This window comes from Scytonema sp. PCC 10023 (assembly GCF_963920835.1).
Taxonomy (GTDB): Bacteria; Cyanobacteriota; Cyanobacteriia; order Cyanobacteriales; family Nostocaceae; genus Kalymmatonema.
In genome coordinates this window covers 1-23602 of sequence record NZ_CAWUDP010000110.1, presented here as the reverse complement: position 1 = coordinate 23602, position 23602 = coordinate 1, and the positions used below count along the sequence as shown (strand labels likewise).

The window sequence follows — 23602 nt, the reverse complement described above, 5'->3', positions numbered from 1 at the left end:
TTCAGAATTTGGAAGTCAACAGAGAAATAAGATTTTTTTGCTGACTCCTGACTCCTGATTTACACTGTTGCTAAGAAGGTCTTCTTGTATTCGTTGATTGCTTCCTTCAAAGCTGATTCTTCTGTGTCGCCCAGTACTTTCTTGGTTTGTACTGATTCAGTGTACTGAGGTTTGCTGGTCTTTAAGTACTCGCGTAGTCCTTGGGTAAAAGCAGTGACTTTATCTACTGGGACGTCATCCAAATACCCGTTGATACCAGCGTACAGCAGAGCCACTTGCTCATATACGGATAGCGGCGCGTTTTGTGGCTGTTTCAAGAGTTCCCGCAAGCGCGCACCGCGTGCGAGCTGGTCTTGAGTTGCTTTATCTAGGTCAGAAGCAAATTGTGCGAAAGCTTGCAATTCGTCAAACTGCGCCAACTCCAGCTTCAACTTACCAGCAACTTTCTTCATTGCTTTGGTTTGAGCAGCAGAACCTACCCGCGATACGGAAATACCGGGGTTGATTGCGGGACGGACACCAGAGTTGAACAGGTCGGAAGACAGGAATATCTGACCGTCAGTAATCGAAATAACGTTGGTGGGGATATAAGCAGATACGTCACCTGCTTGAGTTTCGATGATTGGTAGGGCGGTCATGCTACCTGCACCTAATTCGTCACTCAGCTTAGCGGCACGTTCCAACAAACGGGAGTGGATGTAGAATACGTCTCCAGGATAAGCTTCGCGTCCGGGTGGACGACGCAGGAGCAAGGACATTTGACGATAAGCTTGAGCTTGCTTGGAAAGGTCATCGTAGATCACCAAGGTCGCCTTACCTTTGTACATGAAGTACTCAGCAATCGAAGCACCTGTATAAGGAGCCAAGAATTGCAGGGTGGCTGGGTCACTGGCGTTGGCGGCGACGACAACTGTGTAGTCCAGCGCGCCTTTTTCTTGTAATGTCTGCGCAACGTTCGCCACAGTCGAAGCTTTTTGACCGATCGCAACGTAGACACAGATCACGTCTTCAGATTTTTGATTGATGATTGTGTCAATGGCGATCGCCGTTTTTCCAGTTTGACGGTCACCGATAATCAATTCCCGTTGTCCCCGACCGACGGGAATCATCGCGTCGATGGCTGTGATACCAGTTTGCAGTGGTTCGTGTACAGAGCGACGAGCCACAATACCTGGTGCTGGAGATTCAATCAAACGAGTTTCTGTGGTTTTAATGTCTCCCTTGCCATCAATTGGACGACCCAAACCATCTACAACTCGTCCAACCAAGGCTTCTCCCACAGGTACTTCAGCAATTCTGCCAGTGGCGGTTACGGAGCTACCTTCTTGAATATCACGACCTTCGCCCATCAGCACCGCACCGACGTTGTCTTCTTCCAAGTTCTGGACGATGCCAATTGTGCCGTCTTCAAATTCTAATAGCTCGCCAGCCATAGCCTTGTCTAGACCATAGATACGAGCAATACCGTCACCTACTTGCAGAACGGTACCAACGTTAGCCACTTTGACTTGTTGGTCGTATTGTTCTATCTGCTGCTGAATAATGTTGCTAATTTCGTCGGGTCTGATGCTAATTGCCATTTGTCTATCTTCTTTTATTGCGAGACGGAACGAGGATGGAATTATGAATGATGAATGCCAGCGAGCATCCATCATTCATGATAAACAATTGATAATTTTTCTAAGCGCCACTTAAACGTAAAGAGATGCGGCGCAGTTGACCCCGTAAACTGGCGTCAATAACTTGAGAGCCTACTCTAATGATGACACCACCAATTAACTCGCGATCAATTTTGGTCTCTAATTCCACCTCGCGAGCATTCGTCAGTGCGATCACCCTATCTTTTACAGCTTGTTGCTGAGCTTCTGTGAGGGGAACAGCAGAAATCACTTCTGCCAGAGCAATTTGTTTAAGTTGCCGCAATAGCACCAAATATTGCTGAAAAATCGCTTCCAGCAATATAATGCGCTTTCTATCTACCAGCAGCAGCAAAAAATTGCGCAAGTATGGGTTAGCGCCATCACCGAGAACACGATTGATGACTGCCTTTTTGTCTTCTGACGAGACAAACGGGTTAGCAATAAAGTTTCGCAACTGCTCGCTTTCTGAAAGTAAGCTCAGTAAAGAACGCACATCTTCACCGAACTGATCTGTCAGATTTTTGGACTGTGCGACTGACATCAACGCCTCTGCATAAGGCACCGCTACTTCGGCTGTTGCTACATTACTTGTCATGAGTTGCCTCCTAGTAGCGCTATGCTGCGGTCAATTAATGTATGTTGAGCATCGTCAGCAATTCCAGTCCGTAGTTCTGACTCAACTTTCTGCAGTGCTAAAGCGACGACTCTTTGCCGCAGTTGGGCGATCGCTTTTTCCCGTTCTGTGTTCAAGTCAGACGCTGCTGTTTCCCGTAGACGTTCAATCTCAACAGCTGTTTGAGCCAGTATAGCTTCTCTTGCTTTCTGGGCGTTTTCTTGGGCTGCTTTTTTGATTTTTTCTGCCTCTGCTTGAGCTTGCGCCAACTTTTGTTGCTGCTCTGCTAAGGCTGCTGCTGCATCTTTGGCGCGTTGCTCTGCGGTTTTAATCGCAGTTGCAATCCGTTCACGGCGTTCTTGGAGCGTATTGCCTAAAACTCTCCGCCCAAAGATAAACAGCACACTAATAATAATGGCAAGGTTAATTAGGTTTGTTTCTAAAATATTAGTATTTAGACCAAAACCTCCTTCACCTGCTGCCTCTGTCAATTCACCTCCGACGGCGGTTGCTTCTGCCATCAACAGTAAAAAAGTCCCCATCTTCTTCCATCCACTACTGCGCTGCCAAAGCTGTCTGTTGTCTTAGTTGTTCGTTGTTAGTTGTTCGTTGTTATTCACTACTAACTACTAACCACTAATAACTAATAAGTGTTTTGTTTTTTAGCGCTGACCTACTAGATCTGCTCCTAAAAGCTTTTCTAGTATTTGGCGACTGAGTCCGTCTACCTCTTGCTCTAGTGAAGCAAGAGCCTGCTGTTTTTGCTGTTCTATTTCACTAGCTGCTTGTTCTCTTTGTGCTTGAGCTTCTCTTTGTGCATCGGCTGTCTTTTCGGCGGCAATTTTCTGAGCTTGAGCTTGAGCATCAGCAATCACTGTTTGTGCTTGCCGTCTTGCTCCTGCTAATTCTTGCTCGTATTGCTGCGCCAATTTCTCAGCTTTTGACAAGCGTTCTTGCGCCTCTAATTGATTGTTGCGGACATATTCATTCCGCTCATCAATTGCTTTGCCTAGAGGTTTGTAGAAAATCGCGTTCAAAATTATAGCTAAAAGTAGAAATTGGATCGCCATCAAAGGCAGGGTAGCATCTAAGTCAAACAGCCCTCCTTCTTTGGCAACCTCTTCTACAGCAAATAAGGCTGTCCAGTGTATCATGGTTGCTTGTTCCTCTCTATTAGTTTCGCCCTGAGTAATGAAGTACTCAAAAGTTCTGATCAATGAGTCCTGAGTTGTGAGGCAGGAAGAATAAGCTCCTCAGCAATGCCACTTGCGTGACTTGCAACGGCAGTTGCCGTCTTAATGGTGGGGGAACCACGCTCCTATGCTACAAGGTCGGGAACCTCCAAGGGCGCCCTGGCTCCCCAAGGACGCATTGCCTTGGGAAATCCTTAGCGCTGGACTCTTCACACAGTGGCTCCTCAGCACTCAGTACTCAGCACTTATGAGGTACTCAGTACTCAGTACTCAGCACCTAGTTATGCGAAGGGGTTAGCAAACAGTAGGACTAGAGCAACCACTAGACCGTAGATGGTTAGCGCTTCCATGAACGCCAAGCTTAACAGCAAGGTACCGCGAATTTTACCTTCTGCTTCTGGCTGACGAGCAATACCTTCTACAGCTTGACCTGCTGCATTACCTTGACCAATTCCAGGACCAATAGCAGCCAAACCTACAGCAAGAGCAGCAGCTAAAACGGAAGCAGCAGAAATCAATGGATCCATGTTATTCTTTCCTTGTTTACTGAATGGATAAGGGTTTTGAACGTTTTATTTTGTCAGAAAGTCGTTTGTCATTTGTCCTTCGTCATTGGTTTTCAATTAATGACTTATGACTCATGATTCATGACTAATGACCATGCTCTTCGCCACCATGATGGTCTTCTATCGCTTCACCGATGTAAGCAGCAGCCAAGGTGGCAAAAATCAGTGCTTGGATGGCGCTGGTAAATAATCCCAAAGCCATCACTGGCAGAGGAACGAATAAAGGTACCAGTAGTACCAGCACTCCAACAACCAGTTCGTCTGCCAAGATGTTACCGAATAAACGGAAACTTAGGGAAAGGGGCTTTGTGAAATCTTCAATAATTTTGAAAGGCAACATAAAAGCCACTGGTTGGACATAGTTGCCAAAGTACCCTAAACCCTTTTTGCTGAATCCTGCGTAAAAATACGCTAATGATGTCAACAATGCCAAGGCAACAGTTGTGTTGATGTCGCTGGTGGGAGCTGCTAGTTCACCTTCAGGTAGGTGAATCAGCTTCAAAGGAACAAGTGCTCCTGCCCAATTTGACACAAAAATGAACAAAAACAAAGTGCCAACAAATGGCACCCAAGGGCGGTATTCTTTCTCGCCAATCTGGTTTTTCGCCAAATCCCGAATAAATTCTAGGGCATACTCCATGAAGTTCTGTATCCCACTCGGAATTCGCTTGATGTTACTGCTTGCAGCGATGGAAACTAACACCAGCAAGCCAATCACTAACCAGGAGGTGAGAAACACCTGCCCATGCAGTTTTAAATTGCCAATTTGCCAGTACAGTTGCTTTCCCACTTCCAATTCTGCAAGGGGAACAGAATTGAAGATGTTCAGAAAATTCAGCATTTTCTTGACCTACCTATCATTTCTCCAATCTTACCTGGAGAAGTGGAGCGAGTTTGCGGCGTGGATATTCCAAAGGGACTTTCCGAGGTGGATTTTCCTTTCGGAAAACTTCGGTTAAGAAAGCTCGCGCTCGCGTGAGCCTTTTATGGTTGCCGGAGCTTTGGCTAGTCAGAGACAAATGCCAACCTAACTACGTAGATGATCAGCGTTGCTTTGTAGGTAAGGAATCCCAAAAATATGGGCAATATTTGCAGTTGATTCCACCGCGATGCTAGTAGAATGATCGCTACTAGTAGCGCTAACCGAGTTTTACTCAACTGATTTTTTTCTCTACCCAAACGCTCAACATCTTTTGCCAACATCCTCAAGTAAACCACACCTGTACACGCCCCAAGCAAATAATTTAGGGCAATGTTTAGGGAATAGAAAATCCAAACAGAGATAAATACAACCCCTGTCAAGACAAGAGTGATGAGCAACAACTCTTGGTAGAGTTTATAGAACTCCTGCATAGAGCTTGCTGGTTCTGTGTCCTCAAAACCAGGTTGAGCATCTTGTCGTATTGTCGGTGTGGGATCAGTTGATTCGTCTGACAAGCTCACGGGACTCGAAACCAGTACAGCTAATTATGTTGACTGCATTTTCAGCCAGCTGAATCATATCACGAACAGGTAACATTACTTTAGAAAAAAACAATTAACTTATTCTCACCAAAAAAAGGACAGGGACAGATACACCAAGTACAAAACAGATACACCAAGTACAAAAACGATTTATGACACGGAATATACGGAATATAAGGATAAATAGGATAAATCCATACCCTATCCCTAATTCCTGAAATTCCGTGTTGTCAGTTGTGGGGAGATGAGGAGTCGCACCCAGAGAAAAGCCGATTATCTCTTAATTTATATTCTACCTTTTACCTTCTGGTGTGCGCCGTTGGTGTTTTGGGAGTTTGTTTCTCAACTTGGTGTCAACAAAATCAGCTGTTGCTTGAGGAGCGTTCTCACCGCATCCAAACCCAGTTGCGAGCCTGCCAAAATCCCTCCTACTGTTGAGTGACCATCGCACTTTTGTAAAAACTCCAACTCCAGTGGCGATAAATTCACAATCTGGTAATCGTAGTTAAAGACACACTGACTCGGAAAACCATCTATACAAGGATTTCGCTCAGCAATGGCTGCCAGTATGGCATCATCAACTGACCAGTCAGCTTTGGGTAGAGGCGGACGACTCAGGAAAAACTCGTAGTGAGTGACTTCTGGGTCTAATAATTCTATCAGGCGGTACGAAGCGCGATTGGCTTTGCCTGTGCCCCTTGGGCAATCGCCTAACCCTTGTGCCCTTTCCATCAACTCTGGCGCTTTGCCCAAAAGTCTGTCTAATTGCCAAAAACCAGGATTTGAGAAACCAACAAAATCCAATCCTGAAGCATCAATCAGTTCAAACAACGTCTCAATGTTGTAATCTATTTCCTGGGGATGCACGTACATATCCGCAAAGTTTTCATCCCGTTGATTTTCCAAAGACCAACGTTCTCGCTCACGCTTGACAATACGGTTATTTTCTGGTAAAGCAGCAAAGATTTGCCGACCGACCTGAACACCATCACGATAATCACCGCGCTTGTCACCTTGGAGGAGGGCGATCGCCTTTTGCATCAGTTGAATTTCCCAGCGCCCCAACTCACCGTAGACAAAGATGTGCATCAAACCGCCTGGGGCTAACTTCTTTGCCAAGGCTTGAATACCGCGAATTGGGTCGCTCAAGTGATGCAACACACCGACGCAGTTGATAAAATCAAACTCACCCGGTAACTGTTCCACATCATACAAACTGAGGTGATGAAACTGAACGCGGTTTGCACCGGAACGTTGACAGCGTTCTTTAGCAACTTCCAAAGCCTTGGTACTGAGGTCAATTCCGACAACAGAAGCCGCAGGATTAAGGTGAACAAGGTATTCCGTTCCCACACCCGTACCGCAGCCTGCGTCTAAAATGCGGATGTCTTGTTTTTGGGGTTTTTGACCTGTACAGAAATTATAGGCAGCCAACCAATTCCAGCGCCAGTTATAGCCTGGAGGTGGTTCATCCAGCAGAGGTTCTGGGGGAAAGGGGTAGGTGTTGTAGAGTTTGGCAACAGCAGCGCTAACGGTTTGAGAATCGGACATAGTCAGGATAATGGCAGCATTTCTGAGTTTAGCGAATGCTGGGTACTTACGGTAGCTTAAAGAATTTCTGGCGTTGCTGAATTGAGGTATGAAATTTTCTTCCTTTAATTTTCAAAACCCTTATCTTTGCGACGCCAGTCGCCTGGCTGTCGGGAAACCCTCCTGCATAGCGCTGGCTCGCCTTTGCGACTTTGCGCGAACCTAAATTCATACTTGGAATCAGCAACGCCGAATTTCTTTTGGTTCTTGTGGGATGGGCGTCTCGCCCGTCTGTATTTTTGGGTGGATGTCTGTATTTTTGGGCGGACAAGATGTCCACCCCACAAGAAGCATAGCTTTACTGACAATGCTTACGTTAAACAAGTTTTTTAGGGGAATTTAGGTTAAGAAAAACTGCAATGCTAGACCGCATCTTTGCGAGCAACTACCATGATGTGAGCACTCATTCCTAACATAGAGGGTTCAGTTTCTATCCAACGGATGGCTTCTAGAAGGCGTTGACGCCGACTTGACTCATTCCAATGTTGGGAAAAGTTTTGCAGTAACCAACCTGGTCCTTCGATCGCTAATGTTGTTTCATAATAGAAACCCGCTTCTTCAACTTCTGCTCTAAGTTCTTCAGGATGATGCAAAAACGCTGTTGTAAAGTAAGCTGGATGGTTATTTGGATTGCGGTGTTGACCATCAGCTAAATCCTGTTGAACAATCCAGGGCAAACTCTGGATCATCGAGATATCCCTGAACTAACCCGTCTAAGGTCGAAGCAAAGCGAGAAATTCCCACAGCAAAGACAAGACCTCCAGTCTTTAAAATACGACGAGCTTCACGCAAAGCAGCCACACGCTCTGTGCTCTCAGTTAAGTGATACAAAGGTCCAAGGAGGAGAACTGCATCAACGCTTTGGTCTGCGCGATTGAGTTGACGAGCATCGCCAACTGCCTGCACTAGCTAGAGGATAATCTTGTTGAGCTTGAGAAAAACTCTGGGCTTGCTCAATGTGTAAAGGAACCGCATCAATGAGATGGACTTCATAGCCTTGCTGTGCTAGCCAATAAGAATAGACACCAGCACCACCGCCAACATCAAAAATCACTGCAGGTGGACAAGGCAGGTAGCGGCTGAGAAGTTCTTGGGTTCGCACGAGTTCCAGTAAACCTGTACCTCTTGATAAACGCTCTTGCTCCTGACCACTTGCGTAATGAGTTAACGCCTCATCTGAAAGCTCTGTGTGTAACTCAGATGAATTTGACATCCTGTCTCCTAATGACAAAAGCGGTCTTATTATCAATTAAACTGCCTATGGTGGTTGAGTTTTCATGTAGTAGGGTGCGTTATGGACAGAGCGTCCTAACGCACCAAAAATCTCGGATGGTGCGTTACCCTGCGGGATAACACACCCTACAAAACTGAATCATGTGTACTTTCTTTAATGCTGTACCCTATCCCATATCTCCTTGCTGTAGTCTGTTCCCTAGAGGATGTACTTTTGTTAAAAAATGATACAAATCTTAAAGTTATTCTCAGAGAAGCGGCAGCATCTGCTTTAAGATTTGATACATTTATACTATAGTTTCGACACAGTTCTTAATAAAGCCACAGAGAAATCGCAAAACGTTCTAATCTAAAAGCTGACTGGGTTAATTTTTTTTGGCAGTCTTGAGGTGGCAGTCGGAACGCATAACGGCACCGATGTGTCAAGCCTAAAATCAACCCAGACTTAACACAAAAAAAATATGATGGGAGTTTTACAAATCCGATGAGTGTTAAGGCAAGTGGTGGAAGCTCAGTTGCACGCCCGCAACTATATCAAACCCTAGCTGTATCAACAATTTCCCAAGCAGAACAGCAAGACCGCTTTCTGGGATCAGGGGAACTCAATGAACTGGCAAGGTATTTTGCATCTGGTGTCAAGCGTCTTGAAATCGCCCAGACGCTCACGGAAAATTCTGAGATTATTGTCTCCCGTGCTGCCAACAGGATTTTTGTGGGTGGTTCGCCAATGGCTTTTTTGGAAAAGCCCAGGGAACCAGAATTGGTGCCGGTTGCTGCAGGATCGGAAGTTAGAGAGGGGATGAAACTAGGAACCGTCACCTACGTAGAAACTCGTGGTGGTTTCTTAGAAAATTTGCGATCTATCTTTAACTCTTCGCCCAGTGGTCCGACTCCTCCGGGTTTCCGACCAATTAACATTGCGCGTTATGGTCCGGCAAATATGGCGAAGAGCCTGCGGGACTTGTCGTGGTTTTTGCGCTACGCTACGTATGCGATTGTGGCTGGTGACCCCAACATCATCGCTGTCAACACACGTGGTCTGCGAGAAATTATTGAGAACGCTTGTTCCGGTGAAGCCACAATTGTCGCTTTACAGGAAATGAAAGCAGCGGCAATTTCCTATTTCCGTAGAGATGCTGAGGCAACAGAAATTGTGTCTCAGTACATGGATGTTTTGATTACAGAATTCAAAGCACCCACCCCTTCGGGTAAACTGCGCCAACGTCCCTCTGGCGACCAACAAGGTTTGCAACTGCCCCAAATTTACTTTAATGCGGCAGAACGGCGTCCCAAGTATGTGATCAAGCCTGGGTTGTCAGCATCTGAGAAAAATGAAGCAGTCAAAGCGGCATATCGGCAAATCTTTGAGCGCGATATCACTCGTGCTTACAGCCAGTCCATATCTGACCTGGAATCGAAGGTGAAGAATGCCGACATCTCTGTAAAAGAGTTTGTCCGCCGCCTTGGCAAATCTCCCTTGTATCGGAAACAATTTTACGATCCATTTATCAACAGCCGCGCCCTAGAGCTTGCTTTCCGTCACTTCTTAGGACGGGGACCAAGTAGCCGGGAGGAAGTGCAAAAATACTTTGATATTGTTTCCCGAGGCGGTTTGCCAGCTTTAATCGATGCTTTGGTAGATTCTCAGGAATATTCTGACTACTTTGGCGAAGAAACAGTACCCTACATCCGGGGTCTGGGTCAAGAAGCACAAGAATGCCGCAACTGGGGACCACAGCAAGACCTGTTGAACTACAGTGCGCCCTTCCGCAAAGTACCTCAGTTTATCACACTGTTTGCTGATTACGAGCAGCCATTGCCCGACCAGCATCCCTATGGTTCTGGGAATGACCCGTTGGAAATTCAGTTTGGGGCAATTTTCCCGAAAGAAACTCGTAACCCCAGCACCCGTCCAGCTCCTTTTGGTAAGGATACCAAGCGTATCCTAGTTCACCAAGGACCTGGTATCAATAACCAAAACAGCAATCCTAGGGCGCGAGGTGAGTTTCCTGGTACTCTGGGTCCCAAGGTATTCCGGTTGGATCAACTGCCTGGGACAAGAGGTAGAAAATCACCCACTGGAGTCAGTGTTAAATTCTCTGAAAGCTCCACACAAGCGTTGATTCGCGCAGCTTACTTACAAGTATTCGGTCGCGATGTTTACGAAGGTCAGCGCTTGAAGGTGCAAGAGATTAAGCTGGAAAACGGCGAAATTTCTGTACGGGAGTTTATCCGTGCTTTAGCTAAGTCGGATTTATTCCGCAAGCTGTACTGGACTCCGCTTTATGTGTGTAAGGCGATTGAGTACATCCACCGCCGCTTGTTAGGTCGTCCTACCTACGGTCGCCAAGAAAACAACAAGTATTTTGACATCGCCTCCAAGAAGGGCTTCTACGCAGTCGTTGATGCCATCATTGATACTCCAGAGTACAGTGAGGCTTTTGGTGAAGATACAGTTCCATACGAACGGTATCTGACTCCTGGTGGTGTTGCGTTGCGACAACTGCGTGTTGGTAGTATCCGTGAGGATGTCGGCGCGAAAGTTGAGAAGGAAGAAACTCCACGGTTTGTGGAATTAGGCACCGTTCAAGAAGTACGGACCGAACCCGATATTCAGTTCCGTATTAACCAAGGTGTCACCAAGAAGCGCGAACAAACGAAAATCTTTAAGTTGGTCGCAGGAACTAATGATAAAGTCGCTGTAGACACTGTCATCGGTGCTGCTTATCGCCAGATTTTCGAGCGCAATATTGAACCCTACATCGCCCAGAACGAATTTACGTCGCTAGAAAGCAGGCTGGGGAATGGTGAAATCACTGTTAAGGAATTTATTGAAGGTTTGGGTAATTCTAACCTTTACCTGAAAGAGTTCTACACGCCATACCCGAACACTAAGGTCATCGAACTGGGAACCAAGCACTTCTTGGGACGTGCGCCAGTTGACCAAGCAGAAATCCGCAAGTATAACCAGATACTCGCAACCCAAGGGCTTCGCGCATTTATTGCGGCGTTGGTAAGTAGTCAGGAGTATGGGCAAGCGTTTGGTGAAGATACGGTTCCTTACAACCGTTTCCCGACGTTACCCGCGGCGAACTTCCCGAATACTCAGAAGCTGTACAACCAGCTCACCAAGCAGAATAATGATTTGGTGGTTCCCAGCTTTGAGCCAGTGAAGCCCCGCATGAATAGCGCGAACACACCAATTTTGGCGAAGGCGATCGCAGATTTGGCAGCGAAAGCACGAGAAATTGACAAGACCAAGCCGCTGTTTATTGAACTCGGTCGTTCCTACAACGATGGTCGCGGACAGTCCGTGGAAGTGGGTGTGGGTACAAGCCGCCGCAAACCTGCACGCATTTACCGCGTCACGACAGGTGCAAATCAAGCTGAAACGCAGCAGGCAATCAACGCTATTTACACTCAGGTACTGGATGTGTTTAGCGGTCAAGTTCCTGACTACTTCCGCCGTACGGATTTAGAAAGCAGACTGCGCAATGGGGAAATTTCCGTACGCGAGTTTGTTCGTGAGCTTGCTAGCTCGGATATCTATCGTAAGCGTTTCTACACCCCCTATCCCAACACCAAGGTGATTGAATTCCTCTTCCGTCACCTGTTGGGACGCGCACCCGCTACCCAAGCCGAGATTCGCCAGTACAACAAACTGCTGGCAGATAGCGGTTTAAAAGCGGCTGTAGAGGCGATCGTCAACAGCTTAGAGTACGCCCGCTACTTTGGTGAAGACGTAGTGCCTTATGGTCGCTTCCCATCCCTACCTGCTGGTAACTACCTCGGTAGCGTGCAGGCGGCGGCTGACTTGGTCAAGCAGTCTTGGTCTAGCCTATCTCCGTCTGTGATTACCGGACGGTCTAGCCTGCGATAAAGCCAAGAGACGGGAATAAGCAAGATGAGGAGGATGAGGAGGGCGTTACTTCCTCATCTCCTCTAGCTTCTCCTGTGCCTTTGCAACCTTTCTTAACATTGCTTTCAGATTTCGGGCACGACAGTAAACATGAAAAGGAATATTACAAAGTGTTAAGAGCAGTCATATTTCCTCAACATAATGCCCGAAAATAATTCCGGAAGGTAGTTGAGTTTTGAAGCTTGTGTACTAGCCATTACTCAAGCAGACTCGGAATGTACTAGTCGCAGCAGTTATTTGGCTGTTGTGTCTAAAAAAACGAGAAAATAAGCTCAGTGAACCTATAAAGTCGCACCACTTTAACTAAATCCTGGTTTCATTAGTACTGGAGGAATGCATTAATGAGTATCGTCACGAAAGCCATCGTGAATGCTGATGCAGAAGCACGCTATCTCAGCCCTGGCGAATTGGATCGGATTAAGAGCTTCGTTACCACAGGTGAGCGTCGCCTCCGCATCGCTCAAGTTTTGACAGACAACCGGGAGCGGATTGTTAAGCAAGCAGGTGACCAACTGTTCCAAAAGCGTCCTGATGTTGTCTCTCCTGGTGGCAACGCTTACGGTACAGAACTGACCGCTACTTGTCTACGCGACCTAGATTATTACCTCCGTCTCGTTACCTACGGTATCGTTGCTGGTGATGTCACCCCCATCGAAGAAATTGGTATTGTGGGTGTTCGTGAAATGTACAAGTCTCTCGGCACTCCTATCGAGGGTGTTGCTGAAGGTGTTCGTGGTCTAAAGAATGTTGCTGCTTCCCTGTTGTCTGGCGAAGACGCTAGTGAAGCTGGCTCTTACTTCGACTACCTAGTCGGTGCTATGCAGTAAGGTGAAGTTATTTCCCTGCTGAAACTGAAGTAATGCAATAAGGTTGGAAATAAGGAATTAACAACATGGCTCAAGACGCAATCACCTCTGTCATTAACTCTGCAGACGTTCAAGGTAAGTACCTGGATACTGGTGCTCTCGAGAAGCTAAAGAGCTACTTCTCAACTGGTGAACTGCGCGTACGTGCTGCTACTACCATCGCAGCTAACGCATCTGCAATTATCAAAGAAGCTGTAGCTAAGTCCCTGCTATACTCTGACATTACCCGTCCCGGTGGTAACATGTACACCACCCGTCGCTATGCTGCTTGCATCCGCGACTTGGATTACTACCTCCGCTATGCCACCTACGCTATGTTGGCTGGCGATCCATCCATTTTGGATGAGCGTGTACTGAACGGTTTGAAAGAAACCTACAACTCCTTGGGTGTACCCATTGGTGCTACTGTACAAGCTATTCAAGCTGTCAAAGAAGTGACCGCTAGCTTGGTAGGTCCTGATGCTGGTAAGGAAATGGGTGTTTACTTAGACTATATTTCCTCTGGCTTAAGCTAAGAGCTAGGTTGCGCTTAATAATTTAAGTGCGGCTTTCTTAAGGTCTGGAAATCAATCGTGAGTGCTAGAACGTTTAATCGCTTATCTTGCTAAATATGATGTGTGATGAGTGTTAGCGGTCTGGTATTGACGCCTGATTTCCAGCCTTTGAGTGATTAGATAAAAATATGCACTCACAGTTTTGAAATAAGAAAGTTTCCACAGTCACTTATAGGAGATTAACAACCACATGGCACGGTATTTTAAAATTACTGCTTGTGTTCCTAGCCAAACCCGCATTCGTACCCAACGCGAACTACAAAATACTTACTTCACCAAACTCGTTCCCTACGAAAACTGGTTCCGCGAACAGCAACGCATTCAAAAAGCGGGCGGCACAATCGTTAAGGTAGAATTGGCTACTGGCAAGCAAGGAGCCAATACTGGGTTGCTGTAATTCGTTTAAACCGAATACGAATTGTAGGGAGTTGTGAAGAGGTCGATTTGACCTCTTTTTTGTTGCTTGTATGAATTGATTTGCTCAGATTCCCGACTTCTTCAAGAAGTCGGGAATCTTGTTGTTCACGAATGGACATGATGAAAGACTACTGGGCTTCTAAATTTGTCTGGAGTTGAATTTCTTTGTTTTTTCTTGACGAAAGAAGTGGTAAAAGCCCAAACTCTTGGCGAATGTCTAACAAAGAGCGCTCAAGTAGCGGTTCAAAGTCAAAAAACGGATAGTACTTCCGTGATCCGCGAGTCTTGAACCACATCATAACTAACTCTGGCAAGAATCGCGGCAATACTGCCAATATCGAACCATACAACCATAGTAAACCTTGGCGCTTCACCAAGTCGTCATACATCACGTCTACTGCCGGGTTCTTGCGATCGCGCAACCAGTCTCGAAACTTGTAGTCAGTGGCAACAAAGGTCAGAGGCAGCAGTTTTAATTCATCATACATATCGGTATCGCAGCCAAATACGACATGGCTGGCATCATGAGCCAGCATGATTTTGGCGAAATCCGGCGGCATCTGATTTGGATGGGTAAAATCCGGGTTCGCGGCGTAATACTCCTCCAGTCCTTGTCGTAGGGTCTGAGTGCTGTTTTTCTCGGTATATTGAGGACGAGTGCGTTGAATCATAATCTGCACCAACTATTTACGATACTTTAAAGTATCGTAAATTAAATGCCAGTATCAAGTCTGTTGATAATTATTTGAAGAAAAAAATTCTTTCGTCATTGCATGAATGATTCCGTTAAAAAACAACCTGGAAGACCGCGCAGTGCTGCTTCTCATCAAGCCATCCTCCAGGCTACCCTTGACTTATTGGCGAAAATAGGGTACGAACGTATAACCATTGATGCGATCGCCGCTCATGCTGGTGTCGGCAAAACCACAATCTACCGACGGTATCGTTCCAAAGAAGAACTAGTCGCAGATGCAATTGAGACTCTTCGAGAAGAAATAGAGATTCCTGATACAGGTACGGTTGGGGGAGACTTGGACTGCATTATTGAGAGTGCGGTGAAAACGACTCTTACACCTTTGGGTCGTCAAATTCTTGCTATGATTATCGGCGCTGCTTCCAGCAGTCCCCAATTTGCTCAAGTTTATTGGACAAAATACCTCAAGCCAAGACGCCAAGCTTTTCACGTTGTGATTGAACGCGCTAAAGCAAGACATGAAATTCCAGCAGATACAGACAGTGATATGGTTTTTGACCTTATGAGCGGAATCATGCTTTACGCACTGGTTTTCGAGCCTACTGATGAGCCAGTGGAAGCATACATACGCCGCGCCATTGGTCTTATCCTTAAACGGGAATAAGTATACGTGAGTTCTCACCGACCTCTCCCACCCAACCTCCCTCTCCTACAAGGAGAGAGAGGAGCTACCTAAAAATCAATACCGTTCAGATAAGACCAAAACCCTTATCAGGGACACAATGTAGAGACGTGCCATGGCACGTCTCTACACTACGTAATTTTTTACACATCAACCTTAACTGAACCGTATTGACGTAAAAATGGGATTTTTAAGCCTCTCCCCTTGTAGGGGAGAGGTTTGGAGAGGGGTCAAATCAGGATACATCGAAGTTACGTTAAATATAGAGAATTACCACACGCTACACCCTAGACTCAATCTCAAAAGTCATCTCTTGTTTGAGTGCAAGTTGGTATCATTAACGTCAACTCTCAACGATGACATCTTACACCTTAAGTTATATTAATCGTGAATCTCCGCCGTTTGATTCCATTATTTGATGACTCCGTGTCCAGCTGGGCATTAGAGGCGCGTTTATTGCGCTGGTTAACACTGGTTTGGCTGTTTGTGGGGTTAGTCATGCTATTTTCGGCATCCTATGCTGTAGCTGATGTTCGTCATCATGATGGACTGTACTACTTTAAGCGTCAAATTTTATGGGTGCTAGTAGGTTTAATAGTATTCAACATAGTTGTTCATTTGCCCTTGCGTAGCATTTTGGGCATATCCCATTGGTTTGTGATACTGCTGTTAGGTTTGATTTTCCTGACGTTAATACCAGGACTAGGAAGGAAGGCTTTTGATGCATCTCGCTGGATAGCTCTAGGACCGATTCCAATTCAACCGTCTGAATTAATTAAACCGTTTTTGGTGCTGCAAAGTGCGCGACTTTTTGGTCAGTGGGAAAAACTGAGTTCGCGCGTTCGCTTCTTTTGGCTGGGTATTTTTGGTCTTGTCATTCTAGGTATTTTAGCGCAGCCCAACTTGAGTACAACAGCATTGTGCGGCATGACGATTTGGCTGATTGCCCTTGCTGCTGGGTTACCTTACAAGTACTTGGGAGGAACGGCAGTTGGGGGAGTGTTGTTGGCAGGACTCAGTATCAGTATCAAAGAATATCAGCGTAAGCGAGTGTTGTCATTCCTCAATCCTTGGGCTGATGCAACTGGGGATGGCTATCAACTGGTACAAAGTTTGCTAGCGGTGGGTTCTGGTGAAAAATGGGGCGCTGGGTTTGGGCTTTCCCAACAAAAGCAGTTTTATTTACCAATTCAGGACACTGATTTTATTTTTGCGGTGTTTGCTGAGGAATTTGGCTTCGTTGGTGGTGTGGTGCTGTTGCTACTACTAGCTTTATACGCCACCCTAGGATTAATTGTAGCCCTTAAGGCTAAGCATCCAGTGTATCGGTTGGTGGCGATCGGCGTGACAGTTTTGATGGTGGGACAATCATTACTTCATATTGGCGTTGCGACAGGTGCTTTGCCAACGACTGGTTTGCCATTGCCCATGTTTAGTTATGGTGGGAATTCAATGATTGCCAGTTTGCTCGGAGCTGGTTTACTGATTCGCGTCGCACGCCAGAGTAGTGAAGCGGAAGTCGTACCGTTGCGGGAAGAGACTGAGAAGAGGCGGAAACGGCGGCTGTTTCAGAAAAATAAGGTTTGACAAGAAAGAACTCACAAATGTAGAGACGCGCCATGGCGCGTCTCTACAACCCAGAACTCAGAACTCAGGATCATCGTTCTGTAGGACTGGGCGACGAGGAGGGTGGGGGAAACACCACACCAAATCAAAGATTTGGTAGAAATACACGTCTTACTTTTCAGGGTATCTGGAAAACCTCGCTTCTATTTCTCTCTCCACCTCTGGCTAACCCTCCCCTAAGAGGGGAGGGAAGAGGAGCAGCTTTTATTACTGAGAGAGACGCAAGAATTTTGGGTTGTAGAGACGCGCCATGGCGCGTCTGTACATTTGTGATTAGATTTTTTGTGGACTTTTCTACATGACGTGAAAAGTCAGAAATACACGTAGGGTGGGCAATGCTCAGCAAAACCCAGATATAACCCAGATCTAGTGAGCATTGCCCACCCGAAAGATACTTAACTTTTTGCAAAAATCAAACGGGATTGGTATAGCAATTGAACCCTCTCCGCTCTAAAGAGACGGAGAATCACGCCACATCCCCACCTAGCTTGTCGTCCTTATTGACTATCTGGCTAGGGGTTAGTAGCTCGTTGGAAACCCGCTCCGAGGGAGAATCAGACTGCCTACGTTCAGACGTGCCTACTTGTTCGCGGGTTAAATAACGTTGGTATGCCTCCAACAGGACTGGTTCCAGTCCCGAATATGCATTGAACATATCCTGCAACACCAACTTGTTCTGATTTACATATCTACTCAAAAATGCACTGAACAAATCACGATGATGTTCTGGGATGCCAGTACAATCCCGGTGAACTCGTTGAGACAAGGACTTTTTGATGCGCGTCCCGTCCAAGTGAGTTTGGGAAAGCGCAGTTGTTTGAGTAGAAAACTTGATAACTGACCCGCCAGCGTTTTCAGCTTTACGAACCAGTTCGGATTGCACAAAACCAGGAGATTTGGCAGAAATAGCCTTACCATAACGTTTTTGCCATCCCTTTACTGAGATGTTCTCAGTTTTTATGTGCTTGCCATGCCGCAAAACTTCGTTAACAACACGACGATTTTGAGACTTGGCATAAGCTGCTTTTCGTCGTTCTAGTTCCCGTTTCTTGTTTGCTGCTTTAAGATAGTTGCTAGATTTCTTCCATTGAGCCTTTCCTTTTTTAACCTTCCCCTTCTTGACAATGGTCTTACGTCCCCTTCTCGCTTTGAAGTTAGGTTCAAAGTTGTCAGGATTATTGGCACGTTGGGAACGTTGCATTTGTCTTTGCAGTTTGGTTATCTCATGTTGAAATGTCGGGACTTTTTCTGCAAAAGGCAGTAGCTCAGCATGGTCATCACTAACAAACGCAATGTTGGAAATGTTCAAATCCAAGCCAATCAGCCCATCAGAAACGTAGTTTTGAGGTTTTTGATACGGGCTACCTTCATTAACTAACTGAGCATACCAACGACGTTTACCATTCAAAATACGCCACAACAAGCGCACATATTTAACTGGAGATTCAAGACCATATCGAATAACTGGGTTACTTGGGTCAATGATTGGCTTCAGTTTAAGACTGCCCCAAACTAAACAATCGTCTTTCCATCTCAGCCCCTGCTTATTCGTTTTACCTTCTACTGAACGAAACCTACTTGGTACTTTGTAACGAACATCACGAGCCAGTCCAAGCATAACTCGTTCACTGGCTTTGAAAGCACGGGTAGCTAACTTTTGCTGAGTATTTGAATCAACTTTTTGAGCAATCCACTTAGCATTCTTGCTAGTTAAATTTGCAAACGAATGCAAGTCATACTCAGAATATCTGTACTGCTCACGCGCTTTTTTGAATGCCTCGCTACGTTCTTTCTTTTTGGTTCTGGGCAACTGTCTAGCTGCTTGATATAGCTCGGAGTTACGGACTAATTCTAGTCGCTTTATCGATTCATTAAGGCACGCATTGTATAGCTGTCTACCCGCTTGAAACCGAGCTAATAATTCAGATTCCTGCTTACTATCTACTTTTAACGGCACTTCTGTAATAAAAGATAAAGTTGAACTCCGAACCACTTTGACATCACCTCCCGTTTGTTTGCTATTATTTATTTAGTATACAGCAGGTATTCTAGGATGGCTACAGGTAAAGGCAAAAAAAGAGTTAGAAATTCACCAGTATTTTATGATGAACTTAAAAAAGAACATCGGTTAATGTTTACTCCTACTGGCTGGAAAAAATTACAAAAAGTGGCTGACAGGCAGAACACAAGTGTCAGTGAATTAATAGAAACTTGGATTAGGAGTTATGACGCTGAATAAATGAGGGCGCGTCGCATTTCCACCCCGATATAAATAACGTATTTGGTTCAATTCATTTAATTTCTTGAACCGAATACTTCGGGGCTACCATGCTCCCGCGTTATTTTAGGTGTATTTCTGGGAAAGATGCCATTGGTGTCAACAATCACGTTCAAAGGTTTATCCCACGTTGATTTACCCCACACGCCAGTCGCCTGCGGAGGGAAACCCTCCTGCAGCGCTGGCTCCCCTTAATCCCCTCCCCTTGCAAAGGGGAGGGGAGGTTTTGGTCTTTCCATTTATACTGCATAAGTTGATTTTGCTTTTTTCTATAACATATAGATATCAATAAGATATTGCACTGTGCTGAATCGGTGTTTTATACATATTTAAATAAATTTGTCAATATATAAATTCTAACACTTTCTCAATAGTCGCTAATGAGTAATAACACCCGTGTCAAAACAATTTTGCTCTTGGCGGCGAATCCAAGAAAAACTTCTCAGTTGCGGCTGGATGAAGAGGTACGGGAAATTGATGAGGGATTGCGACGCGCGAACAAGCGGGAGCAGTTTAAATTAGAGCAGAAATGGGCAGTGCGATCGCGCGACTTTTACCGAGCAATCTTGGACACTCAGCCCCAGATTGTTCACTTCTTTGGACACGGTGCTGGCGAAGATGGCATTGTGCTGGAGGATGACACGGGGCAAATAGCGTTTGTGCAGGCAGATGCGCTGGCGGGTATGTTTAAGCTATTCGCTAGAAAAGGGGTTGAGTGTGTTCTGCTGAATGCTTGTTATTCAGAGGTGCAAGCAGAAGCGATTAGCCAACACATTGAGTATGTGATTGGCATGAATCGGCAAATAGGAGACAAAGCAGCGATTAATTTTGCTGTGGCGTTTTACGATGCGCTAGCTGCTGGGGAAGAGATGGAGTTTGCTTATGAGTTGGGTTGCTCTCAGCTTTTTGGTTTAAAGGAACACGAAACTCCAGTCTTTAAAAGAAAATCGCTCAATAATCCTATTCCTGGGAAGACGACACGCCAGCGTATTTTTATTAGCTACAAGCGCGATGTTGAGCCAGATCAACCAACCGCTTTACAAGTTTTTCAAGCGCTGTCGCCGCAGCACGAAGTCTTTATCGATCAGACGATGTTGGTAGGTACGCGCTGGGCTGAACGCATTGAAGGGGAAATTCGTCAAGCTGATTTTCTCATTGTTTTCCTTTCAGCGCGGTCAGTTTACAGCGAGATGGTAGAGCAAGAAATCCGGATGGCGCACGAAATGGCGCAATTGCAAGGAGGGCGTCCCGCTATTTTGCCGGTGCGTTTGGGATATCGAGAGCCGTTTCAGTATCCTCTGAGTGCTTACCTGAACAAGATCAACTGGGCTTTTTGGCAAGGTGAAGAGGATACACCACGGCTGATAGCAGAGTTGACACAAGCTATCTCAGGTGGCGAGTTGCCTTTTGATGCGGCGCAAGCCAAAGCTGCTTTACTTGAGACGAGTGAACCTTCACCGTTACCTCGACCTTTTGCTTCAGCACAGCCTGTGGCGTTGGAAATGCCAGAAGGGACGATGGACAGCGAATCTGCATTTTATGTGGAACGTCCATCGGATGCGATCGCCATTAGGACAATTGCACAGAAGGGAGTCACCATTGCGATTAAAGGACCGAGACAAGTTGGTAAGAGTTCGCTGTTGATTCGCGCAATTGAGGCTGCGGTGAACGCGGGTAAGCGAGTTGCTTTCTTGGATTTTCAACTGTTTGACAAATCCGCTTTAACAGATGCTGAACTTTTCTTTCAGCGGTTTTGTAGCTGGCTGACTTATGAATTGGATATGGAAGACAGAGTGGAGGAGTATTGGAAGACGCCCCTTGGTAACAGCCAGCGTTGCACCCGCTACGTTCAACGCCATATTTTAAAAGAGTTGGGCAAGACGCCTCTTGTTTTGGCAATGGATGAGGTGGATAAGGTTTTTGATGCTGACTTCCGCAATGATTTTTTTGGGATGTTGCGGAGTTGGCACAATAGCCGCGCCACCATACCGATTTGGAAGCAGCTGGATTTGACACTGGTGACTTCCACTGAACCTTATCAACTGATTGATGACCTCAACCAATCACCTTTTAATGTTGGGCAGGTGATTGAATTACAAGATTTTACACCAGAACAAGTGGCTGACCTCAATCACCGTCACGGTTCCCCCCTGAACCCCAGTGAGGAACGGCAATTGATAGTGCTGTTGGGTGGGCATCCTTACTTAGTGCGTCGGGCGCTTTACTTAGTTGCGAATCAGCAAATATCCACAACAGAGTTGTTTGCCAATGCGACGGCTGATAGTGGTCCTTTTGGCGATCATCTGCGTCGGCATCTCTCGCTGCTGCATGATAAAACAGAATTGATCCGAAGTTTGCTGCAAATCATTCGTCAGAATACCTGCGAAGATAAGCGCCTCTTTTGGCGGCTGCGGGGTGCGGGTTTGGTGCGCGAGGAAGGACGGACAGTTTTGCCACGCTGTCAGCTTTACGCCAACTATTTCCGGGAGAACTTGCGTGAGTAACCCAAGCATTTACACTGTTGGCGGGACTGTGCAAGCCAACCAAAATGGTGTTTACATTCCCCGCAAAGCCGATGAGGAATTGCTGACGCTGTGTCGGGAAAGGAAGTTTGCGTACATCCTCACATCACGCCAGATGGGCAAGTCGAGTTTGATGGTGCGGACTGCTGAACAACTGGCAGAAGAAGGAATTAAGACGGTTGTGATTGATTTGACGCAGGTGGGCGTGCAGGTGACTGCTGAACAATGGTATCTGGGGTTACTGACAATTATTGAAGGAAGCTTGATGCTAAATACAGATGTGGTGCAGTGGTGGCAAGAACGCTCTCATCTGGGTTTTACGCAGCGGTTGACTTCATTTTTTGAGGATGTGTTGCTGAAAGAAGTTGCCTCACCTGTAGTCATTTTTGTTGATGAAATTGATACGACACTCAGCTTAGATTTTACTGACGATTTTTTTGCCGCTATTCGCTATCTTTACGTTGCTCGCGCTTCAGATTCAGAATTTCACCGTCTTTCCTTTGTCCTGATTGGTGTCGCAACTCCGGGGGATTTGATACGCGATCCTAAGCGTACACCGTTTAATATTGGTCAGCGCGTTGACTTGACTGATTTCACCTTTGAGGAGGCAAAACCTCTGGGTAAGGGACTAGGGCTAGCAACTCAGGAAGTGCAACAGGTGCTGAGATGGATGCTGGAGTGGACGGGTGGACATCCATATTTATCGCAGCGGCTTTGTAATATTGTTAGTCAGCAGGATAAGAAAAGTTGGTCAAAAAGCGATGTTGACGGCTTGGTGAGTAGTACTTTCTTGGGTGTAATGAGTGAGCAAGATAACAACTTGCAGTTTGTGCGCGATATGTTGACTAAACGCGCACCTGATAAAGAAGGTGTTTTGAGTGTATATCGAGAGATTCGCCGGGGTAAGTCGGTTCTGGATGAGGAACAATCAATAGTTAAGTCTCATCTGAAGCTGTCGGGTGTGGTGCGGCGTGAGAACACTGCTTTGCAGGTGCGGAATCGAATTTATCGGCACGTGTTTGATTTAAAGTGGATCAATCAACATTTGGCGTTGAATTTGCGGGATGCTTGGGAGCGTTATAAACCGTTACTACCTTATCTTGCAGGAGGGTTAATATTTTCTGTGGCAATGGGCGCGATGGCGTTGTACGCTAACGCACAACGTCTGCGTGGTGAAGAAAGTGGCAGCAAAAACCTAGAAATTTTTATACAAAGTCTCACTTCTGAAAACCTGTTTACCTCAAATTTAAATTTTGAGGCTTTGATAGAAAGTTTGAAGTTAGGCAAACGAGTCAAACTTCCAGACAAGGATATAGAACCAAGTAACCGCATGAATGCCGTCGCCACTCTCCAGCAGATTGTTTATGGGATAAGGGAACGCAACCGACTGGAAGGGCATAGCGATTCTGTCACGAGCGTCGCATTCAGCCCGGATGGCAAGACGATTGCTTCTGCCAGTGATGACAAGACGGTACGGTTGTGGAATCTCAAGGGGGAGCAACTCAAAACCCTTTTGGGGCATAGCGGTTCTGTCACGAGCGTCGCATTCAGCCCGGATGGCAAGACGATTGCTTCTGGCAGTGATGACAAGACGGTACGGTTGTGGAATCTCAACGGGCAGCAACTCAAAACCCTCACTGGGCATAGCAGTTCTGTCTGGAGCGTCGCATTCAGCCCAGATGGCAAGACGATTGCTTCTGGCAGTGATGACAAGACGGTACGGTTGTGGAATCTCAACGGGCAGC

The 23602-nt window shown here is 46.1% G+C and carries 24 protein-coding genes; 10 read left to right on the top strand and 14 right to left on the bottom strand.

Annotation, left to right across the window (positions count from 1 at the left end):
• Positions 1-59 precede the first annotated feature (59 nt).
• The 12 genes from atpA to ACM0OZ_RS39935 form a co-directional block, all read right to left on the bottom strand.
• Entirely contained in the window at positions 60-1580 is a 1521-nt protein-coding gene (atpA, locus tag ACM0OZ_RS39990) for a F0F1 ATP synthase subunit alpha (protein WP_414588419.1), read from the bottom strand.
• A 100-nt stretch (positions 1581-1680) separates the two neighbouring features.
• Positions 1681-2235, bottom strand: a complete 555-nt coding sequence (atpH, locus tag ACM0OZ_RS39985) for an ATP synthase F1 subunit delta (protein ID WP_414588418.1) — start codon at positions 2233-2235, stop codon at positions 1681-1683.
• On the bottom strand, positions 2232-2795 hold the full coding sequence (locus ACM0OZ_RS39980; protein WP_414588417.1) for a F0F1 ATP synthase subunit B: 564 nt from the start codon (positions 2793-2795) through the stop codon (positions 2232-2234). The genes atpH and ACM0OZ_RS39980 overlap by 4 nt, the downstream gene beginning before the upstream one ends.
• A gap of 120 nt (positions 2796-2915) precedes the next feature.
• A complete protein-coding gene (locus tag ACM0OZ_RS39975) occupies positions 2916-3407 on the bottom strand; it encodes a F0F1 ATP synthase subunit B' (protein WP_414588416.1) in 492 nt (163 codons plus the stop codon).
• Positions 3408-3727: 320 nt separating this feature from the next.
• Entirely contained in the window at positions 3728-3973 is a 246-nt protein-coding gene (gene atpE, locus ACM0OZ_RS39970) for an ATP synthase F0 subunit C (RefSeq protein WP_006278178.1), read from the bottom strand.
• Between the two features lie 124 nt (positions 3974-4097).
• Positions 4098-4853, bottom strand: a complete 756-nt coding sequence (atpB, locus tag ACM0OZ_RS39965) for a F0F1 ATP synthase subunit A (protein WP_414588415.1) — start codon at positions 4851-4853, stop codon at positions 4098-4100.
• A gap of 164 nt (positions 4854-5017) precedes the next feature.
• Entirely contained in the window at positions 5018-5455 is a 438-nt protein-coding gene (locus tag ACM0OZ_RS39960) for an ATP synthase subunit I (protein WP_414588414.1), read from the bottom strand.
• Positions 5456-5818: 363 nt separating this feature from the next.
• Complete coding sequence (locus ACM0OZ_RS39955) at positions 5819-7027, bottom strand: class I SAM-dependent methyltransferase (RefSeq protein ID WP_414588413.1); 1209 nt, start codon at positions 7025-7027, stop codon at positions 5819-5821.
• Positions 7028-7073: 46 nt separating this feature from the next.
• On the bottom strand, positions 7074-7337 hold the full coding sequence (locus ACM0OZ_RS39950) for a hypothetical protein (RefSeq protein WP_414588412.1): 264 nt from the start codon (positions 7335-7337) through the stop codon (positions 7074-7076).
• 91 nt (positions 7338-7428) lie between these two features.
• Positions 7429-7755: a hypothetical protein gene (locus ACM0OZ_RS39945; RefSeq protein ID WP_414588411.1), complete on the bottom strand. Its 327-nt coding sequence runs from the start codon at positions 7753-7755 to the stop codon at positions 7429-7431.
• A complete protein-coding gene (locus ACM0OZ_RS39940) occupies positions 7712-7867 on the bottom strand; it encodes a hypothetical protein (protein ID WP_414588433.1) in 156 nt (51 codons plus the stop codon). Before ACM0OZ_RS39940 ends, ACM0OZ_RS39945 begins: the two co-directional genes overlap by 44 nt.
• Positions 7868-7919: 52 nt before the next feature.
• Positions 7920-8279, bottom strand: coding sequence for a hypothetical protein (locus ACM0OZ_RS39935; RefSeq protein ID WP_414588410.1), 360 nt, complete (start codon positions 8277-8279; stop codon positions 7920-7922).
• Between the two features lie 504 nt (positions 8280-8783).
• On the opposite strand from ACM0OZ_RS39935, the gene ACM0OZ_RS39930 reads away from it, so the two are divergent.
• The 4 genes from ACM0OZ_RS39930 to ACM0OZ_RS39915 all read left to right on the top strand — a co-directional run bounded on the left by ACM0OZ_RS39930 (position 8784) and on the right by ACM0OZ_RS39915 (position 14035).
• A complete protein-coding gene (locus tag ACM0OZ_RS39930; RefSeq protein ID WP_414588409.1) occupies positions 8784-12179 on the top strand; it encodes a phycobilisome rod-core linker polypeptide in 3396 nt (1131 codons plus the stop codon).
• Positions 12180-12559: 380 nt separating this feature from the next.
• On the top strand, positions 12560-13045 hold the full coding sequence (gene apcA, locus ACM0OZ_RS39925) for an allophycocyanin subunit alpha (RefSeq protein ID WP_414588408.1): 486 nt from the start codon (positions 12560-12562) through the stop codon (positions 13043-13045).
• Positions 13046-13110: 65 nt separating this feature from the next.
• Positions 13111-13599: an allophycocyanin subunit beta gene (apcB, locus tag ACM0OZ_RS39920; protein WP_414588407.1), complete on the top strand. Its 489-nt coding sequence runs from the start codon at positions 13111-13113 to the stop codon at positions 13597-13599.
• 229 nt (positions 13600-13828) lie between these two features.
• The gene (locus ACM0OZ_RS39915; protein WP_069347352.1) at positions 13829-14035 is read left to right on the top strand and encodes a phycobilisome linker polypeptide; all 207 of its coding nucleotides are present in this window, start codon (positions 13829-13831) and stop codon (positions 14033-14035) included.
• 148 nt (positions 14036-14183) lie between these two features.
• On the opposite strand, the gene ACM0OZ_RS39910 is transcribed toward ACM0OZ_RS39915, so the two are convergent.
• Positions 14184-14726: a hypothetical protein gene (locus tag ACM0OZ_RS39910; RefSeq protein WP_414588406.1), complete on the bottom strand. Its 543-nt coding sequence runs from the start codon at positions 14724-14726 to the stop codon at positions 14184-14186.
• Between the two features lie 102 nt (positions 14727-14828).
• On the opposite strand from ACM0OZ_RS39910, the gene ACM0OZ_RS39905 reads away from it, so the two are divergent.
• The 3 genes from ACM0OZ_RS39905 to ACM0OZ_RS39895 all read left to right on the top strand — a co-directional run bounded on the left by ACM0OZ_RS39905 (position 14829) and on the right by ACM0OZ_RS39895 (position 17359).
• Entirely contained in the window at positions 14829-15413 is a 585-nt protein-coding gene (locus tag ACM0OZ_RS39905; RefSeq protein WP_414588405.1) for a TetR/AcrR family transcriptional regulator, read from the top strand.
• A 405-nt stretch (positions 15414-15818) separates the two neighbouring features.
• A complete protein-coding gene (locus ACM0OZ_RS39900) occupies positions 15819-17018 on the top strand; it encodes an FtsW/RodA/SpoVE family cell cycle protein (protein ID WP_414588404.1) in 1200 nt (399 codons plus the stop codon).
• 32 nt (positions 17019-17050) lie between these two features.
• The gene (locus tag ACM0OZ_RS39895) at positions 17051-17359 is read left to right on the top strand and encodes a hypothetical protein (protein ID WP_414588403.1); all 309 of its coding nucleotides are present in this window, start codon (positions 17051-17053) and stop codon (positions 17357-17359) included.
• Positions 17360-17523: 164 nt separating this feature from the next.
• Here ACM0OZ_RS39895 and ACM0OZ_RS39890 read toward each other — a convergent pair whose 3' ends face one another.
• Positions 17524-19050 (bottom strand): RNA-guided endonuclease TnpB family protein, encoded by a 1527-nt coding sequence (locus ACM0OZ_RS39890; RefSeq protein ID WP_414588402.1) that lies wholly within the window; start codon positions 19048-19050, stop codon positions 17524-17526.
• A gap of 60 nt (positions 19051-19110) precedes the next feature.
• Between ACM0OZ_RS39890 and ACM0OZ_RS39885 the strand changes: the two genes are divergently transcribed.
• The 3 genes from ACM0OZ_RS39885 to ACM0OZ_RS39875 form a co-directional block, all read left to right on the top strand.
• Entirely contained in the window at positions 19111-19296 is a 186-nt protein-coding gene (locus ACM0OZ_RS39885; RefSeq protein ID WP_414588401.1) for a hypothetical protein, read from the top strand.
• A 419-nt stretch (positions 19297-19715) separates the two neighbouring features.
• Positions 19716-21839, top strand: a complete 2124-nt coding sequence (locus ACM0OZ_RS39880) for an AAA-like domain-containing protein (protein ID WP_414588400.1) — start codon at positions 19716-19718, stop codon at positions 21837-21839.
• Positions 21832-23602: AAA-like domain-containing protein (locus ACM0OZ_RS39875; protein WP_414588399.1), on the top strand; the 1771-nt coding region annotated here is incomplete at its 3' end. The genes ACM0OZ_RS39880 and ACM0OZ_RS39875, both read left to right, overlap by 8 nt.